This is a genomic window from Streptomyces sp. NPDC024632 (genome assembly GCF_055559175.1).
Window position 1 is genome coordinate 66,254 of the sequence record NZ_JBVHLD010000026.1, and the last position, 17,164, is coordinate 83,417.

At 73.2% G+C, this 17,164-nt stretch carries 12 protein-coding genes and 1 pseudogene; 7 read left to right on the plus strand and 6 right to left on the minus strand.

Annotation, left to right across the window (positions count from 1 at the left end):
- Positions 1 to 59: 59 nt before the first annotated feature.
- Entirely contained in the window at positions 60 to 1,496 is a 1,437-nt protein-coding gene (locus tag ACZ37P_RS36410) for a cation:dicarboxylate symporter family transporter (protein WP_467350728.1), read from the minus strand.
- A 136-nt stretch (positions 1,497 to 1,632) separates the two neighbouring features.
- Here ACZ37P_RS36410 and ACZ37P_RS36415 point away from each other — a divergent pair, with 136 nt between their 5' ends.
- The 3 genes from ACZ37P_RS36415 (at position 1,633) to ACZ37P_RS36425 (ending at position 5,271) form a co-directional block, all read left to right on the plus strand.
- A complete protein-coding gene (locus tag ACZ37P_RS36415; protein ID WP_467350730.1) occupies positions 1,633 to 3,348 on the plus strand; it encodes a sensor histidine kinase in 1,716 nt (571 codons plus the stop codon).
- A complete protein-coding gene (locus ACZ37P_RS36420; protein WP_467350732.1) occupies positions 3,345 to 4,031 on the plus strand; it encodes a response regulator in 687 nt (228 codons plus the stop codon). Before ACZ37P_RS36415 ends, ACZ37P_RS36420 begins: the two co-directional genes overlap by 4 nt.
- A gap of 259 nt (positions 4,032 to 4,290) precedes the next feature.
- Positions 4,291 to 5,271, plus strand: a complete 981-nt coding sequence (locus ACZ37P_RS36425) for an aldo/keto reductase (protein ID WP_391051819.1) — start codon at positions 4,291 to 4,293, stop codon at positions 5,269 to 5,271.
- A 16-nt stretch (positions 5,272 to 5,287) separates the two neighbouring features.
- Here ACZ37P_RS36425 and ACZ37P_RS36430 read toward each other — a convergent pair.
- Together ACZ37P_RS36430 and ACZ37P_RS36435 are read right to left on the minus strand one after the other, a co-directional pair.
- A pseudogene (locus ACZ37P_RS36430) lies at positions 5,288 to 6,625 on the minus strand (sensor histidine kinase); the annotation flags it as partial.
- 263 nt (positions 6,626 to 6,888) lie between these two features.
- On the minus strand, positions 6,889 to 7,551 hold the full coding sequence (locus ACZ37P_RS36435) for a response regulator transcription factor (protein ID WP_391051825.1): 663 nt from the start codon (positions 7,549 to 7,551) through the stop codon (positions 6,889 to 6,891).
- Positions 7,552 to 7,686: 135 nt separating this feature from the next.
- Between ACZ37P_RS36435 and ACZ37P_RS36440 the strand changes: the two genes are divergently transcribed.
- A complete protein-coding gene (locus ACZ37P_RS36440; protein ID WP_467350733.1) occupies positions 7,687 to 8,337 on the plus strand; it encodes a PepSY domain-containing protein in 651 nt (216 codons plus the stop codon).
- Here the strand turns inward: ACZ37P_RS36440 and ACZ37P_RS36445 are convergent.
- Entirely contained in the window at positions 8,304 to 8,753 is a 450-nt protein-coding gene (locus tag ACZ37P_RS36445) for a type 1 periplasmic-binding domain-containing protein (RefSeq protein ID WP_467350735.1), read from the minus strand. The two genes, ACZ37P_RS36440 and ACZ37P_RS36445, sit on opposite strands and share 34 nt — an antisense overlap.
- Before the next feature lie 35 nt (positions 8,754 to 8,788).
- On the opposite strand from ACZ37P_RS36445, the gene ACZ37P_RS36450 reads away from it, so the two are divergent.
- The 3 genes from ACZ37P_RS36450 (at position 8,789) to ACZ37P_RS36460 (ending at position 11,159) form a co-directional block, all read left to right on the plus strand.
- The gene (locus tag ACZ37P_RS36450) at positions 8,789 to 9,229 is read left to right on the plus strand and encodes a protein-tyrosine phosphatase family protein (protein ID WP_467350737.1); all 441 of its coding nucleotides are present in this window, start codon (positions 8,789 to 8,791) and stop codon (positions 9,227 to 9,229) included.
- A gap of 232 nt (positions 9,230 to 9,461) precedes the next feature.
- On the plus strand, positions 9,462 to 10,079 hold the full coding sequence (locus ACZ37P_RS36455; RefSeq protein ID WP_401720802.1) for a hypothetical protein: 618 nt from the start codon (positions 9,462 to 9,464) through the stop codon (positions 10,077 to 10,079).
- Between the two features lie 126 nt (positions 10,080 to 10,205).
- Complete coding sequence (locus ACZ37P_RS36460; protein ID WP_391051837.1) at positions 10,206 to 11,159, plus strand: GNAT family N-acetyltransferase; 954 nt, start codon at positions 10,206 to 10,208, stop codon at positions 11,157 to 11,159.
- 123 nt (positions 11,160 to 11,282) lie between these two features.
- Here ACZ37P_RS36460 and ACZ37P_RS36465 read toward each other — a convergent pair whose 3' ends face one another.
- On the minus strand, positions 11,283 to 12,509 hold the full coding sequence (locus ACZ37P_RS36465; protein ID WP_467350738.1) for an FG-GAP-like repeat-containing protein: 1,227 nt from the start codon (positions 12,507 to 12,509) through the stop codon (positions 11,283 to 11,285).
- A gap of 159 nt (positions 12,510 to 12,668) precedes the next feature.
- Positions 12,669 to 16,958, minus strand: coding sequence for a glycoside hydrolase family 3 C-terminal domain-containing protein (locus tag ACZ37P_RS36470; protein WP_467350739.1), 4,290 nt, complete (start codon positions 16,956 to 16,958; stop codon positions 12,669 to 12,671).
- Positions 16,959 to 17,164: the final 206 nt, after the last annotated feature.

Consider the following 17,164-nt stretch of genomic DNA (forward strand, 5'->3'; position numbering starts at 1 on the left):
CACGCGGGCCCCGCCGGAAGGGGGAGTTCCGACGGGGCCGTTCGGGAGGGCGCGGGAGGTCAGAGGGCGGCGGTCTCCTTCTTGACCAGGGCTCCCTCGGGCGCGGACCGATCGGGCGCGGACTGATCAGGCGCGGGCCGGCCGGGAACGGGCTGGCCGGGCGTGGCCGACGGCGCGGAGGCGTCGTCCTCGTCGGACAGGGTCGACTCGTCGAAGGGCAGCTCTCCCGCGAAGACCCGCCGCGCGCGGTCGCGGTCGAACTCCTTCGTCCAGGTGCCGATCAGGACGGTGGCGACGGCGTTGCCCGCGAAGTTGGTCACGGCGCGGGCCTCGCTCATGAAGCGGTCGATGCCGACGATCAGACCGATGCCGTCGACCAGCGCGGGACGGTGTGACTGGAGTCCGCTGGCGAGCACGGCCATGCCGGAGCCCGAGACCCCGGCGGCGCCCTTGGAGGCGATCATCATGAACAGCAGCAGCGAGATCTGCTGGCCGAGGGAGAGCGGCTGGTCCATCGCGTCGGCGATGAACAGCGACGCCATCGTCAGATAGATCATCGTGCCGTCGAGGTTGAAGGAGTAGCCGGTCGGGACCGTGATGCCGACGACGGGCCGGCTCACCCCGAGGTGTTCCATCTTGGCGATCAGCCGCGGCAGCGCCGACTCCGACGACGACGTGGAGACGATCAGCAGGAATTCCCTGGCGAGGTAGCGCAGCAGGTGGAAGAGGTTGACCTTGGCGAACAGCCACAGCACCGCGCCGAGGACGGCCACGACGAAGATCAGGCAGGTCACGTAGAAGCCGATCATGATCGTGGCCAGCGCCTTGAGCGCGTCCACACCCGCGGAGCCGACGACGGCGGCGATCGCGCCGAACGCGCCGACGGGGGCCGCCCACATGATCATCGACAGGACGCGGAAGACCAGTTTCTGGATGTGCCCGACGCCGCGCAGCACGGGCGCCCCGACCGGCCCCATGGCCTGGAGGGCGAAGCCGACGAGCAGCGCCACCAGCAGCGTTTGCAGCACCTGGCCTTGCGTGAAGGCGGAGACCAGGGTGGTCGGGACGATGCCGAGGACGAAGTCCACGCCTTCGGTGGGGGCGTCGGTGGCCTGGGCCTGGCCCGCGTTCTTCAGCGCCTCGGTCAGGTGCAGCCCGCTGCCGGGGTGCAGGATGTTGCCGACCAGCAGGCCGACGGCGAGCGCGGCGAACGACATGGTGACGAAGTAGCCGAGCGCGAGGCCCCCGACCTTGCCGACCTTGGCGGCGTTGCGGACGGATCCGATGCCGAGCACGAGTGTGCAGAAGATGATGGGCGAGATCATCATCTTGATGAGATTGACGAAGCCGGTGCCGATCGGCTTCAGCTCGACGGCCACACCGGGCGCGAGGAGGCCCAGCACGGCGCCCGCGATCGTCGCCAGGATGACGGCGGTGTAGAGGTAGTGGGTATGGTCTCGACGGCTCGTGACGTCGCTGGGGGCCTGGGCTGACACCTTCGTCTCCCTCGGTCCGCGGGCGCCGTCCCGAGCGCCCGCGATCGGACAGGTCCCGGTGACTATGCGCTCGGGGCGTGAGCCAGGTCACGTTTGCGTTCATTGAGTTCGCGGGTTGGCGTGCACACTGTTGTGCATGCCCGCCATACCCCCCACGTCGAGCACGGCGGCCGGACCGACGCACCAGGCCGGCGCGGCGAGCCCGGCCGCCCGGTTCACCGTGCCCGGACTGAGCCGCTTCCGCCGCACTCGGACCCGGCCGCGCAGCCTGGCCGGTCAGCTCTTCGCCGTGCAGGTGGTGATCGTGGCCCTGGTGGTCGGCGGCTGCGCCGTGCTGGCGTACGTCAACGCGGGCAGCCGGGCCGAGGACGCGGCCCGTGACCGGGTCTCCGCCGCGGCCACCGCCGTCGCGGACTCCGACACCGTGGTGCGGGCGGCGCGCTCCGCCGATCCCACCGCGGCCCTCCAGCCGTACGCCGACCGCGTCACCGCGGACGCGGGCGTGGACTTCGTGACCATCATGGACACCCACGGCATCCGCTGGACCCATCCCGACAGGTCGCTGATCGGAAAGCACTTCCTCGGCCACATCGGCCCCGCCCTGCGCGGGCAGACGTTCACCGAGACGTACACAGGTTCGCTCGGCGCCTCGGTACGCGTCGTGACGCCGGTCCGCTCCGGCGACCGGATCGTCGCGCTGGTGAGCGTCGGCATCAAGGTCGACACCATCAGCCAGCAGGTCCGCAAGCAGCTCACCGCCCTGGTCGCGGTGGCGCTGGCCGCGCTCGTCGTCGGCGGCCTCGGCACGTATGCGGCCAACCGACGGCTGCGCACGCACACCCACGGGATGGCCGCGACGGAGCTGAGCCGGATGTACGACTATCACCAGGCGACGCTGCACGCGCTGCGCGAGGGCCTGATCCTGCTCGACGCCGACCGCAGGGTCGCGCTGTGCAACGACGCGGCGCGCGAGCTGCTGAGCCTCGGCGAGCAGGAGGTCGTCGGCCGGTACGTGGACACGCTCGGCCTGCCGGTGTCGCTGACCGGCGCGTTGCTGGCCGCCGAGCCGCGGGTCGACGAGGTGCACCTGACGTCCGAGCAGGTCCTGGTCGTGAACACCTCGCCGGTACGCGGCGGCGAGCGCCGCGGCACCGTGGTCACCCTGCGCGACCACACCGATCTCCAGGCGCTGACCGGGGAGTTGGACTCGGTGCGCGGCTTCGCCGAGGCGCTGCGCTCCCAGGCCCACGAGTCGTCCAACCGGCTGCACACCGTCGTGTCGCTGATCGAACTGGGCCGCGCGCAGGAGGCGGTGGACTTCGCCACCTCCGAGCTGGAACTCGCCCAGGCGCTCACCGACCGGGTGGTGGCGGCGGTCGGCGAACCGGTGCTCGCGGCGCTGCTGCTCGGCAAGGCCGCCGAGAGCCACGAGCGCGGGGTTGAGTTGACCGTCACCGAGGACAGCCGGATCGACGACGGGGTCCTGCCGCCCGCGCTCACCGCCCGCGACCTGGTCACCGTGCTGGGAAACCTGATAGACAACGCGATCGACGCGGCCATCGAGGGCGCCGCGCGCGGCGGCGGCCGGCCGTCGGTCACCGTACGGGCCAAGGTCGAGGAGGACGAGCTGCTGCTGAAGGTCACCGACTCCGGGCGCGGCGTCGACCCCGCCACCATCCGCGAGGTGTTCCGGCGCGGCTGGACCACCAAGAGCGAGGGCCACGGTCTCGGCCTCGCCCTGGTCGAGCAGGCCGCGCGCCGCGCGGGCGGCACGGTCGGCCTCGACCGCGCCGAGGGCGGCGGCGCGGAGTTCACCGTACGGCTGCCGCTGGGGCAGGAGGCACGCGCGTGATCAGGGTCCTGGTCGTCGAGGACGATCCCGTGGCGGCCGACGCGCACCGGATGTACGTCGAGCGGCTGCCCGGCTTCGCGGTGGCGGCCGTCGTCCACACCGGCGGCGCCGCGCTGCGCCTGCTGGACCGGCAGCCGGTGGACCTGGTGCTGCTCGACCTCCATCTGCCCGACGGCCACGGTCTCGACCTGGTACGACGGATGCGCAGCGCGGGGCAGAGCGCCGATGTGGTGGCGGTGACCTCGGCGCGGGATCTCGCGGTCGTACGGCAGGCCGTCTCGCTCGGGGTCGTGCAGTACCTGCTCAAGCCGTTCACCTTCCCCTCGCTGCGGGACCGGCTGGAGCGCTGGGCGCGCTACCGCAGTGACGCGGCGGGCGGTGAGGCGTCCGGGCAGGACGAGGTGGACCGGGTGGTGGGGGCGCTGCGCAGTCCGCAGGCCACCGTGCTGCCGAAGGGGCTGAGCGGTGCGACCCTCGAAGCGGTGACCTCGGCCTTGCGGGCGGCGGCGGACGGCGGTTTGTCGGCGGCTTCGGCGGCGCAGGCGGCGGGGGTCTCGCGCATCACGGCCCGCCGCTATCTGGAGCACCTGGTCGACACCGGGCTCGCGGTCCGCAGCCCGCAGTACGGGCAGGTCGGCCGCCCGGAGCTGTGTTACCGCTGGTCGGACGGGGCGAAGCCGTAGGGCGGTACGCCGGGGCGGTACGCTCCGGGCCGGTCAAGGACGGTGCGGGCCGGTGCGGGCCCGGCCGGTGCGGGCCCGGCCGGTGCGGGCCCGGCCGGTGCGGCGGGTGACGGGCGCGGCGGCGGGCGACGTACGGTGATCATGCGGGTGGGCGGGACATCGCGGGTGTACGCCCGCGCCGCACGGCCGCAGCCGTCCTCGTCGTCAAAGTCGCACTCGCAGTCGCAGTCGCAGTCGCCCCACGGTCAGGAGCCGTCGCATGGTCACGCAGCCGCCGCCGTCGCTCGCCGACGTACCCCACCGGATCGGCCTCGGCCTGGCCGCTCTCGGGCGGCCCGGATACATCAATCTCGGCCGGGAGCGGGATCTGCCGCCGGGCCGGGACGTGGCGGCGATGCGACGGCGGACGCACGAGGTGCTGGACTTCGCGTACGCGCGCGGCGTGCGCTACTTCGACGCGGCGCGCTCGTACGGCCGGGCCGAGGAGTTCCTGGCCGAGTGGCTGGAGGCGGGCGGTGACCGGCCTGGGGTCATGGTCGGCAGCAAGTGGGGTTACACCTATACGGCGGACTGGCGGGTCGACGCGGAGACCCATGAGGTCAAGGACCACAGCGTCGGGGTCTACGACCGTCAACTCGCCGAGACGCGCGGGCTGTTCGGCGACCGGCTCGACCTCTACCAGGTGCATTCGGTGACACCGGACAGCCCGGCTCTCACCGATCCCGTCCTGCACCGGCGGCTGGTCGCGCTCGCCGATCAGGGGGTGGCCGTGGGCATCTCGACCAGCGGGCCCCGGCAGGGTGACGCGATCCGCGCCGCCCTCGATGTCGGCGTCGACGGGCGTCCGGTGTTCGGCAGCGTCCAGTCCACCTGGAATGTCCTGGAGCCGTCGGCGGGCCCCGCCTTGGCGGAGGCGCACGAGGCGGGTCGTACCGTCATCATCAAGGAAGGTCTCGCCAACGGGCGTCTCGCAGAACGCGACCCGCGACTGGACGCGGTGCTGGCTCCGGTCGCCGAGGCGACGGGAGCCTCCTACGACGCTCTGGCGCTGGCCGCCGCGCTGCGTCAGCCGTGGGTCGACGTGGTGCTGTCGGGAGCGGCGACCGAGGACCAACTGGCCTCGAATCTGCGCGCGACCGACGTCCGTCTCGACGACGCGCAACTCGGCCGTCTCGTCACCGAGTTGGCGCAGACACCGGCCGCGTACTGGGATCACCGCTCGCGCATGCCGTGGAACTGACCCGGAACTGACGGGGTCACACATCGGCGTCCGGCAGCCGGAGTTCGAAGCGGGCGCCGCCGCTCGGCGCTGCGCCGCCGGTGAGCGTGCCGCCGTGCCGGTGCGCCACGTCGCGCGCGATGGCCAGGCCGAGTCCGGCCCCGCCGTCGTCCCGGCTGCGGGCCTCGTCGAGCCGTACGAACCGCTCGAATATCCGCTCGCGCTCGGCCTCCGGTACGCCCGCGCCGTCGTCGGCGACCGCGAGCACGATCCGGCCGTCCCCGCGGCGTACGGACACGGTGACCTCGGTGCGGGCGTGCCGTTGGGCGTTGTCGAGCAGATTGCGCACGAGCCGGGCCAACTGGCCCCGTGACCCGTTGACTTCCGCTCTCAAGGCGGCGTCCTGACCGATGTCGACGGCGACCGGCGTACGGTCGGCGGCCCGCCCCTCGGCCTCCTCGCGCACCAACGCGGCCAGATCGACCGGCCGTTGCGTCGGCGTCTCCCCCGCGTCGAGGCGGGCGAGCAGCAGCAGGTCGGCCGCGAGTTGCTGGAGTCGCACGGTGTCCTTGACGGCGCCGGGGACGTCGAGCAACTGCGGGTGCGCGGAGCCCACTTCGAGCTGCGTGCGCAGGGAGGCAATCGGGCTGCGCAGTTCGTGCGAGGCGTCGGCGACGAAGCGGCGCTGCCGTTCGACGGACGCTTCGAGGGCGGTGAGCGTTTCGTTGGTGGTACGGGCCAGCCGGGCCACCTCGTCGTGCGCCGCGGGCTCCGGCACGCGCCGCGAGAGGTCTTCCGAGGCCGTGATGGCGGCCATCTCGCGGCGGATGCCCGCGACCGGGGCCAGTGCGCGGCGGGTGACCAGCCAGGTCACGCCGCCGACGACCGCCAGCAGGACGGGCAGTCCAGCCAGCATGACCACGGTGGTGGTACGCACGGCGCTCTCGCGCGCCGCGAGCGAGGCGCCCGCGTGGACCAGGACCGTCTGCCCCGCGAGGTCGGTGGCCTTGACCGTCGCGAACCGGTAGGCGGCGCCGCGGCCGTCCAACGTGGCGTGTCCCGCGCCCTCTTGGACGGTGCCGCTGATCTCGCCGACGACGGGGTCGGCGGTGCCGGTGGGCGTGGCGTGGTCGTCGCTCCCCCGGCCGCTGGGGGTCGTCTCCTGCGCGTCGCCGTCGCGCCCGCCCTTGCCCCGGCCACGGCCGCCGCCTGCGCCGCCGTGGTCGTCGGCGGTCCCGCTCGGCGACACGGTCGGTGGCGGCGCCGGTGCCGAGGTCGGACTGACGGTGGGTGTCGGCTCGGGCGCAGACCCACGCGGCCTGACGTCCGGCACGCCCGTGCCGCTGATCTTCTCCAGGGTCCTGCTCGCGGCGAGCAACCGCCCGTCGGTGGTGGTCACTTGGACGGGCGCGTCGTCGGGGAGGGCGAGCCCTGAGTAGAGCGCGGCGTCCGCCTTGCGGGTCGCGACGGTCACGGCGACGCGGCGTGCGGTGTCGTTGGCCTGGCTCTGGGCCTGCTCGGTGAGGTTGGCGCCGAGCGAGAGGAGGACCGCGATCCCGGCGGCCACCATCGCCACGGTCACGACGGCGGTCGCGCCCAGCACCGTCTTGGCCTGCACGGAGCCGAGCGGGCGGCGCCTCATGACGTGACCAGGCGGTAACCCGCGCCGCGTACCGTCTGGATGGTGGTTGCGCCCAGCTTGCGGCGCAGCGCGCTGATGTAGACCTCGATGATGTTGGGGTCGCCGTCGTAGGCGAAGTCCCAGACGTGCTCCAGGATCTCCGGCTTGCCGACCACCTGGCCCGCCCGGACGGCGAGTTGTTCGAGGACCGCGAACTCCTTGGCGGTGAGCGCCACTTCGTCCTCGCCGCGGAACACCCGCCGGGCGGAGGTGTCGACGGCGAGGCCGCCGACCCGCAGGACCGGCGAGGCACCGGGAGAGGCCCGGCGGCGCAGCAGTGCCTTCACCCGTGCGACGAGCACGACGTAGGAGAACGGCTTGGTCAGATAGTCGTCCGCGCCGGTGTCCAGGCCCTCGGCCTCGTCGTACTCGCCGTCCTTGGCCGTGAGCATCAGGATCGGTACGTCGTTGCCCGCGGCGCGCAGCGCGGCGCACACGCGGTAGCCGTTCATGCCGGGCAGCATGATGTCGAGGACGACGAGGTCGTAGGCGCGGTCTCCGGCCAGGTGCAGTCCCGAGAGCCCGTCGTGGACGACGTCCACGGCGAAGCCCTCGGCCGTCAGTCCCTTGGCCAGGGAGACGGCGAGTCTCTTCTCGTCCTCCACGATCAGCAAGCGCATGGGCCCACCCTCCCAAATCGAACCTGAAGCGATCTTCAGGTCGCTTCAGGCTGCCTTCAGCTTGCTCCGGCCATCGTGTTGGCACGGACACAGCAACGACACAGGCCGGGTACAGCCCGGCCGGGGAGGCTCCTCATGAAGCGCAACATCAGCGTCGCCGCCGTCGCCGCGGCGGCCCTGCTCGCCGGTGGCGGCTACACCGCCTTCGCCGCGGGTGACGACCACGGCGGCCGTCCGACGGCAGTCCCGAGCGCCACGTCCCCGCACGACGCGGGCGACGACCACGGCGGCGACCGCCGTACGCCGTCGACGGGTGCCCCGACGGGCGTCCCGCGCACCGGCGCCCCGACTCCCAGCAGCACCGGCCTCACGGCGGCCGAGGCCGTGACCGCCGCGCTCACGCTGTATCCGGGGACGGTCGTCTCCGTCGAGCGTTCCGGCGCGGATTTCTGGGAGGTCAGGGTGCTTGGAAAGGACGGCGTGCTACGCGAGTTGAGGGTGAACGCGACCTCCGGCACCGTCAGCCTGGACGGTCACCGTGGCGGCGGCCGGGGCGCGGCGACTCCCCGCCCGACGCGTTCGCCCGGGGCCGACGACCACGGCGCGGGCACCCCGAGCCCGACCCGCTCCCCCGGAGCCGACGACCACGGCGCGGGCACCCCGAGCCCGACCCGCTCCCCCGGAGCCGACGACCACAGAGGTGACCGGTCGGGCGACGGTCATGGGAGCGGGCACGGCGCGGACGACGGCGGTCAGCACCGGGGCCGGGGCGGCGACGACTCCTGAGCCGTGGGCGCGGCGGCGAAGCCGCCCTCGGGGGTCGGTTCCGGGGCGAGGAAGACGGCGGTGTCGGGTACGGCGAGGCCGGCGGCGGCGAAGGCGCGGCGGAAGCCCGCGATCCGGACGGTGTGCGCGGGGCTGGCGACGGCGGCGACCCGCTCGTGGCCGAGGCCGCGCGGGTGCCGTCCCGCGAGGTGACCGGCGCCCTCGTAGTCGATGGTGACGACGGGGAACAGCTCAGGGCCGCGTTCTCCCAGGCGCAGAGCACGACGGGGAAGCACGTCCACCAGCAGCGGGAGGTGGTCGATGAGGTCGCGGTCGCCCGCTATCAGCAGGGCGTCGACCGAGCGGCCGGACAGACCGGCCATGATCGCCTGTCCGCGCGCGCTCGCCGCGCCCGGTGTGACGGCGGGTCCGCGCACGGGTCGCGACCGGCGGGTCTCGGTAGGGTGCCGGGATGACCGAGAGCTGGGACCCGTCGGGCGACGGGATCGTACGGTTTCCGTCCGGTGCGCTGGTGCGCGGGCGCGGTCTGCGCCGACCGCTTCCGGCGGGCCCGACGCCGTCCTTCGGCGTCTATCTGCTGGGCGGCGAGCCGCCGTTGACGCGGTGGGAGGCGCGGTGGGTGCGCTGGCCGGATTTCCGGCTGCCCGCCGATCGACGGCAGGCGCGGGCGGCCTTCGAGGAAGCGCTGGCCCGGGCGGCGGACGAGCGGGTGGAGGTCGCGTGCGGCGGCGGCATCGGGCGGACCGGAACGGCCCTCGCCTGCATGGCCGTTCTGGACGGGGTCCCAGCGGAAGAGGCCGTCGCCTTCATCCGCCGGCACTATCACCACCGCGCCGTGGAGACGCCGTGGCAGCGCCGCTTCATCCGCCGCTTCGACCGCGCGGAGCGCTGAGCGCGCGCCTGCGGCGATCCCCAACGCGCCAGACAGGTACGGGAATCCGTCATCGCTTGTTCGCTGATCGTAACGCGGGCGAAATGCCGGTTTGATGTCCTGTCGAGTCACAGAACGGCCCGGTCCCCGGCCTCTTCGTGAGAGCCGTACCGGAGGCGCTCAGGGCTCGGGGGCTCGGCGGACCCAGCGGTTCCGACGGGTCCAGCGGGTGAGCGGGGGGAGGACGGCCCGGATGGCGATGGACAGCGGGTCGGCGGCATGGGCGGACGGACCTCAACCGCCGAGCGGCCGATGTCTGGTCAGTGTCGAACTCGGTATGGACCTCGGCGTCGAACTCGCCGTCACGCAAAGGGACATGCCCACGGCCTCGGTGGCCGACCGACCGGCGCCCGCGCTCTCGCTGGCCGTACGGACGCCGGGGCGGCAGGCCGTCCTGTCGGCCGCGCCCGGCGCGGCCCTGCCGGGTGAACACCGCGTCCTGGACGAGCACTTCGTGGTCGACGCGGACACCCACGAGGCGCCGAAGTGGCGGCAGCTCGCCGATGTGCTCTACGGGAGCAGGTCGCGCTCGGCAGGCGACGCGAGCCGCTGGCTGCTGGCCGTCACCGCGGCGCACGACACCTGCCGGATAGCGGCCGTTCCCTTGGTCAGGGACGGCGGTTGGGCGGTGCTCGACACCACGGACCGGCAGATCACCTTCGTACCGGTGACGACCTCGCTGCGGCCGTGGTTACTGCCGTCGTGCCTGCTCGGCTGGCTGACGGCGGGCGGCACACTCCAGGAACTGGCCGCCGCCCGGCTGGACTGCTTCCCCGCCGAATCGGACGCCCCGCGCCCCGGTGAGGGCTGAGCCCGATCCGGCTCTGCCGCCCCCGAATTCGGTGACGACACGCCCGCCCGTGTTCTCGGCCGCCGCGACCGGTGGGCCCGGAAAACCGTTCGACGGCTCCGCCGAGTCCTGACACTGTGGCGGACCATGACCGACTTCGAGCTGCTGACCGCCGCGGACGTACAGCTCATGCAGGACATGGCGCAGCGCGTCACCGCCGTGCGCCCTGACCTGGTGAACACCGACGCGTCGTACGGCGAGCTGGCGTGGAACTGGGGCAAGGGGCACGCCGCCGGCGGCGCGAACTGGCCGCGGCGGCTGTGGTTCTCCGGCGGGGAGCCGGTCGCGTGGGGCTGGGCCCAGCTTCCGCACCGGCTGCGGCGCAGCGACGGTTCTGTGCGGGATGCGACCGGCGCCTATCTGGCGTATCAGGTCCACCCCGACCACGCGGGACTGGTCGACGAGGTGATCGACTGGTTCCACGCCACGACGCCGGACGTCGAGCGGACGGTAGTGCCGAGCGGCGCCGACACGTTCGGCCTGGCGCGGTGGGCGGCGCACGGCTACGAGCCCGATCCGGCCTCGCTCGGCGAGAAGGGGTCCTGGACGCAGCTCAACGAGCGGGAGCTGACCGACGTCGAGGAGCCGCTGCTGCCGGACGGATTCCGGTTCCGCACCGCCGAGGAGGCGGGACCGCAGGCCGCGGTCCGGGCCCATGTGGACGCGTGGGCGCCCTCGACGTACACGGCCGAGAGCTATGAGGGTGTCCGGCGGGCGACGGGCTACCGCGCGGATCTGCACCTCCTGGTGGAGGCGCCGGACGCGACGATGGCGTCCTCGACCATCATGTGGTTCGACGAGGCGAACGCGACCGTCGAGTTCGAGCCGGTCGGCACCCATCCGGACTACCGGCGTCTGGGGCTGGCCAGGGCGATGCTCCTGCACGGCATGCGTCGCGCGCGGGCCGCCGGGGCCACGCACGCGACCGTCGCCTGCCTGGGCGCGCCGGGCTATCCGGCGGCGCGCGCCCTGTACTACGGCGTCGGATTCCGGGAGTTCTCGCGGGACGCGCCGCTGATCAGGGTCCGCGCCTCCGGCTGAGCGGTCCGCGCCGGGAGTCACCGGACCAGCGCGGCGACCGGCGCACCGACCGCCGCGCGCAGCCTCCTCGACTCCCTGGCGGGCCGTCCGCCGGACGCACCCGTCCGGTGACTCCCGGCGGGATCAGAACAGCGCGTCGCCCTCGGACAGGCTCACGCGCGCCCCGGTGTCGAAGACGCCCTCCGACGTCCCCGCCGAGTACACGCGCATCTGCCCGGTGGTGGCGGCCACGAGATCGGGCAGCAGGTCACCGGTCAGGTCGCCGATGCCGAGGAGCGTGGTGAAGGGCGTCCAGCCGCCGGTGCCCGCCAGGACGCGGGCGCCGAGGCGGCCGTGTCCGTCGCCCGGATAGAGCCACAGCTTGCCCGTGGACAGCTCGGTCACGACGAGGTCGGGGCGGCCGTCGCCGGTCAGGTCGCCGGGGGCGGCGAAGGCGCCCATCACGTTCCAGCCGGGACCGACGAGCAGGCGGGTGCCGAAGGTGCCGTCGCCCCGGCCGGGGTACATCCACAACTGGCCGGTGGTGTCGCGGGCCAGCAGATCGCCCTTGCCGTCGCCGTCGAGGTCTCCGGCGGCGGTGACGGCGGTCATCGTGTTCCAGCCGGGACCCACCAGGAGCCGGGCGCCGAAGGTGCCGCGGCCGGTGCCCGGGTACATCCACAGCCGGCCGGTGGTGTCGCGGGCCAGCAGGTCCTCCGTGCCGTCGCCGTTGAGGTCGCCGTGCCGGGTCAGCGCCGACATGGAGTTCCAGCCGGACCCCTCAAGACCCGCGGTGCCGTCGCCGGGCAGCCGCCACAGCTTTCCGGAGTACGTCCGCAGCAGCAGGTCCTGGCGGCCGTCGCCGTTGAGATCGCCGAACGGTTGGGCGGGGCGTTTGAAGACTCCGTACGGCGCGAACCACGGCAGGTACTCGGGGCCTCCCTGGCACTCCCGCAGGGTGTGCGCCCAGCGCAAGGAGCTGAGGTTGTGGTCGAGGGTGGCGCCCGGGCTGGTGAACCGCGACAGCTCCCAGCGGTCGTCGCCGGTGCCGGTGGTGTCGGCCTCGACGTCGTGGACGGCGTCGAGGTACTGGTAGTCGGCCAGGCTGTACATGCACAGGGCGTGGTAGCCGGTGCGGTTGTAGACCGAGGACGCCTTGTCGTCCCACGCGCCGAGGGTCGGCTGCGCGGCGGTATAGGACGTCATGGTCCCCTGGCCGCCGGGCTGGTCGAACAGGCACAGGGCGCCCTGCGGGCACCGGTCGTAGCCGGTCGCGGCTTGCGCGGGGGCGACTCCCCCGGCCACAAGTCCGAGCGCGACGGCGGTGGTCAATAAGGTGGCGCGCAGTGAGGCGCGCAGTGAGATACGCATGACGGTCCCCCCAAGGAACATCCGGCCCGCCGGGCGGGTGCGGGCCGGGCACACCTTAGTCGTGCCCGGCCCGGCGTGTACGGCACTCGGCGGTACCGTTCCCCGCCCGGGAGGGGTGGACGGGGAACGGCGGTCATGGTCCGGCGGGTCCTGTCGGTCCTAGGTGACGGTCATGCCGAAGACGTGCAGCCGGGTGCCCGCCTGATCGCCGGTGACCGTGGTCGGCAGGGTGACGTACGCCAGCGTCCTGCCCGCGGCCAGCGGGATCTTGGTGGCGTACAGGCTGACGGCGGTGTCGGCCGGATAGCCGCTGTTCGGCGGACGGTTCCAGCGGGGTGCGGTGGCGACGGGTTCGTCCTCGGGGAGCGGGGTGCTCGGGGTCCAGTTGGTGAGGGCGAGGGTGAACGGGGCGGTGCTGCCGTCGGTGTACGTGAGGGTGCCGGTGCCCGATCCGCTGCCGTTGTTCGCGGCGCCGAGGAACCACAGGGCGGATCCGCTCGTGTCCACCGCGATGTGCTGTCCGGCCGCGACCACGTTGTCCGCGCCGCCCGGTGCCGGGTCCGGCCAGGTGAAGGTGGCCGGGCCGTGTGCGACGAGCTGGCCCGGCTTGACGCCGACGTCGGCGAGGGCCTGGGCGGAGTAGCTGAATCCCGCGCCGTCGAAGTCGGCCCCCCCGGGTGCGGTCTCGTCGCCGACCCCGGTGTTGTCGTAGGCGGCGGCGAGTGATCCGTACAGCAGGGGCAGTGCGAGCGATCCGCCGTCGAGCGGGTGGTCGTGGCGGGCCACGGTGGCGGTGCCGGTGAGGTCGAGCGCCGCGGAGGTGGCGTTCGCGCCGACGGTGACGGTCAGCTTGGTGGTGGCGGTGGCGCGGGGGCGCAGGGTCACCCCGGCCCGGGACGGTGTGACGGTGACGCCGGTCGGCGCCTTGATGTCGGCGGCGACGGTGACGGTCTGGTCGGTCGCGTTGCGCAGGGTGAGGGTCGCGGGGAACACTGTGCCGGTGCGTGCCAGCTCGGTGGCGGAGGTCAGTCGCGCGGCCACCAGCGGCGCGGTGGTGACCTGTTGACCGCCGGAGACGCTGAATCCGCCGCTCGCCGTGGCCGTCGCGGTGAGCCGCCACAGGCGGTTCTGCGCGTCGGCGGGCGGGGTCACCAGCCATGAGGTGCGCGGGCGGGTGCGGGGGTCGACACGGTTGAAGGTGGCGGGCGTCAGGGCCCGTACGGTCCATCCGGCGGGTACGTCGAGGCCGAGCCGGACGTGCTGGAGCGTGCGCGTGCCGCCCGCGGTGAGGGTGGTGGTGACCACGTTGCCGTGGACGGGGTCGAGCGCGGCGGGGACCTGCGCGGTGACGGTACGGGCACCGGTGGTCGTGGTGAGGGTGTGGGCGCCGGTCAGCGGCAGATCGCGGGAGGAGTTACCGACGTAGATCCGGTACGTGCCCGGAATCGTCGTCCAGGCATGGGCCTTGGAGTCCCAGGTGCGCAGGTCGTCGGGCGCGAGGGTGAAGGTGACGCGCCGCGACTGTCCGGCCCGGAGGGTGACGCGCTGGAATCCCTTGAGCTGCTTGGGGGGTTCGCCCGCGCCCGCCGGGTCGCCGACGTAGAGCTGAGCGACCTCGGAGGCGGTACGGGTGCCGGTGTTCTTCACCGTCGCGGAGACCTTCACCGGCCCGGTCGTGCCGGTGACGCCCGGTGAGACGGTGAGCCCGCTGAAGGAGAAGGACGAGTAGGTCAGGCCGTAGCCGAACGGGAAGAGCGGGGTGAGGTGGTGGGCGTCGTACCAGCGGTAGCCGACCTCGAGTCCCTCGCTGTAGTGGTAGTCGGTGGTGTTGGTGGCCACATCGACGTTGCCCGGGTAGCGGGACGGGTCGGCGGTCGGCAGTTGCGCCATGCTCGCGGGCCAGGTCTGGGGCAGCTTGCCCGAGGGATTGACGTCGCCGAACAGGACGGAGGCCAGTGCGGCGCCGTTCTGCTGGCCGCCGTACCAGGACTCGAGGACGCCGTCGACCTTGCCGAGCCACGGCATGAGCACGGGCGCGCCGGTGTTGAGGACGACGATCGTGTGCGGGTTGGCCGCGGCGACGGCTTCGACGAGGTCGTCCTGCGCGCCGGGCAGGGTGAGATTCTGCCGGTCGCCGTCCTCGCTCTCGTCGTCGTTGACGACGACCACGGCGACGCTGTCCTGTCGGGCGGCGGCCGCCGCGGCGGCGATGGCCGCGGTGTCGGGCACCTGCCAGCCCAGGGTGACCGAGCCGTTGCCCGGCGGGCTGGTCGGCGTCCCGGCGACCGGTCCCGTGGGGCCGTTGACCGGCTGGTAGTTCTCGACCGTGATCGGGGTCCGCACGCCGCCCTTGAGGCGGATGGCGGACACGCCGGGGCCGTACTGCGCCCAGTCCTGGAAGACCGGCTGCCCGTCGAGGGTCATCCGGATGCCGCCGGTGTTGGCCATCGAGAAGGTGTACGTGCCGGTGACGGGTGCCGTCAGGTAGCCCTTCCACCGCACGGAGAATCCGGCCGGGTTGACACCGGGGCCGGGCGCGGCCGTGTAGTGGTCGTCGACGGTCGGCTCGACGCGGGTGAGCGCGGGAGCGCCGGACAGGTCGAGGTTGTTGAAGTACTGCGTGGTCAGGCCGGGTCGGCCGTCGGCGGTGGTGAAGGTCGCGGCCGGTACGGTCGGCAGCTTGTCGGTCACGCCGGGGACGTCGACTCCGGTTCTGCCGATGGCGGCCTGGGCGCCGGTGCCGTCCGCGCCGAAGGCGGTCAGTTCGGCGATCGACCACCAACTGTCGGCGGTGCCGGTCTGTTCGATCCTGATGTAGCGGGCCTGCCGGGCGGCGAAGGTCGCGGTGACGACCTGTCCGGTGCCGGCGCCCTCGGCGACCGGGTCGCCCCATGTGGCGCCGTCCGCGGAGAGCAAGACGCGGTAACCGCGGGCGTAGTCAGTGCTGTTGCCCGCGTCCAGGGTGACCCGGTCGATGCTGTGCGAGGCGCCCATGTCGACGCTGACCCACTGGCCGTCGGCCATCGGGGTGCCGCTGGACCAGCGGGTGCCTGCCTTGCCGTCGACCATGTTGTGCGGCTGGTCGGAGGGGCCGGCCGAGGAGGACGCCCGGGCGGCCCAGGAGCCGAGGTAGTCGACGCGGCCCTTCGTCCCGAGCCGTTGGGCGATGCCGTCGGCGACGGTGACGACGGACGAGGCGTCCACGGGTACGTGCGAGCTGCCGCCGCCTCCGGTGATCGGCGCGTCCTTGGCGGCGGCGCCGATCACGGCGACCGTGGGCGTCCTGGCGGGGTCGAGCGGGAGCAGCCGGCCCGCGTTCTTCATCAGGACGGTGCCCTGCGCCGCGATGTCGCGCGCGGTGGCGATGTGCGCGGGGGTGGTCGCGGTCGCGGAGGGCGAGCCCGGTGCGGTGTCGAAGAGGCCGTAGGCGAATTCCTCGGTGAGCAGCCGGGCGACCTTGTCGTTGAGCACGGCCATGCCGACCTGCCCGGAGCGGACGGCGTCGGCGAGCGGCTGGCCGAAGTTGCCGGGGGCGGGCATGGTGAGGTCGAGACCGGCGTTGGCGGCCCGGACGGTGCTGCGGGCGCCGTCCCAGTCGGTGACGACGAATCCGTCGAAGCCCCAGTCCTGCTTGGCGGTCCGGTTCAGCAGATACGCGTCCTCGTTGGAGTGGACGCCGTTGACCAGGCTGGTGGCGGCCATGATGGAGGCGGCGTCGCCCTGCTGGACGGCCTGCTTGAACGCCGGGTAGTAGATCTCATTGAGGGTGCGTTCGTCGACGATGGCGTTGCCGTTGTTGCGGTTCTGCTCGGTGTCGTTGGCCGTGAGGTGCTTGAGGTCGGCCATCACGCCCTGGGACTGGACGCCTTGGACGTACTTGGTGGCCATCGCGCCGGACAGGTAGGGGTCTTCACCGGCCATCTCGAAGACGCGTCCGCCGCGCGGGTCGCGCTCCAGGTTCACATCGGGTCCGAGGTTGACGCTGACGCCCTTGGTCTTCGCCTCGGCGCCGACGACCTGTCCGTACGCGGTCTCCACGGCCGGGTCCCAGGTGGCGGCGGCGGCGACCGGAGCGGGCATGGCTGTCGTGCCGCCCATCACCACGCCCGCTCCCCCGTCGTTGAGGTTCAGCGCGGGTACGCAGAGCCGGGACAGGGGGGCCACCACGCCCGCGTAGCCGGGGAGTTGGCTGCCGTGGGTCATCGACAGCTTCTCGTCGGTGGTCATCCGCGCGAGCACCTGCGCGGCCCGCTGTTCCGGGGCGGCCTTGGAGTGCAGCCAGGGGCAGGCGGCCGTGCCACTGTCGGCCGCGGCCTGTCCGGTGACGGCGGGCAGCAGTCCGGTGGCCGAGGTGAGCAGCAGGGCGGCGGTCAACGCCCTTACGAGCCTGGCCGGTCGGGCCCGTGCGGGCCGTCCGCCGTCGGGCTGCGCTGCGGGGTGTGCGGTCATCGGTGTCCCCTCTGGAGTACGTCGCGCGGTGCGCGGCCGTGGTGCGGCGCCACCTGCCCGGTCAATCGATTCATTCCGTCGTCGCGCCGAACGGGCCCGCCTCACAGGGGCGGTGCGGGGCCGGTCGCCGGGCGCGGGCCACGGGGGACGCGCCGTATCCGAAGCGGGGCAGACCGTATAACGATTCAACAGGAGCCGTGGAGAAC

Bases quoted from the DNA above. Each gene is read 5' to 3' on its own strand.
- ACZ37P_RS36425 (WP_391051819.1), top strand. From the start codon at position 4,291: ATGGTCACGCAGCCGCCGCCGTCGCTCGCCGACGTACCCCACCGGATC.
- ACZ37P_RS36455 (WP_401720802.1), top strand. From the start codon at position 9,462: ATGGCGATGGACAGCGGGTCGGCGGCATGGGCGGACGGACCTCAACCG.
- ACZ37P_RS36415 (WP_467350730.1), top strand. From the start codon at position 1,633: ATGCCCGCCATACCCCCCACGTCGAGCACGGCGGCCGGACCGACGCAC.
- ACZ37P_RS36470 (WP_467350739.1), bottom strand. From the start codon at position 16,958: ATGACCGCACACCCCGCAGCGCAGCCCGACGGCGGACGGCCCGCACGG.
- ACZ37P_RS36465 (WP_467350738.1), bottom strand. From the start codon at position 12,509: ATGCGTATCTCACTGCGCGCCTCACTGCGCGCCACCTTATTGACCACC.
- ACZ37P_RS36460 (WP_391051837.1), top strand. From the start codon at position 10,206: ATGACCGACTTCGAGCTGCTGACCGCCGCGGACGTACAGCTCATGCAG.
- ACZ37P_RS36435 (WP_391051825.1), bottom strand. From the start codon at position 7,551: ATGCGCTTGCTGATCGTGGAGGACGAGAAGAGACTCGCCGTCTCCCTG.
- ACZ37P_RS36440 (WP_467350733.1), top strand. From the start codon at position 7,687: ATGAAGCGCAACATCAGCGTCGCCGCCGTCGCCGCGGCGGCCCTGCTC.
- ACZ37P_RS36450 (WP_467350737.1), top strand. From the start codon at position 8,789: ATGACCGAGAGCTGGGACCCGTCGGGCGACGGGATCGTACGGTTTCCG.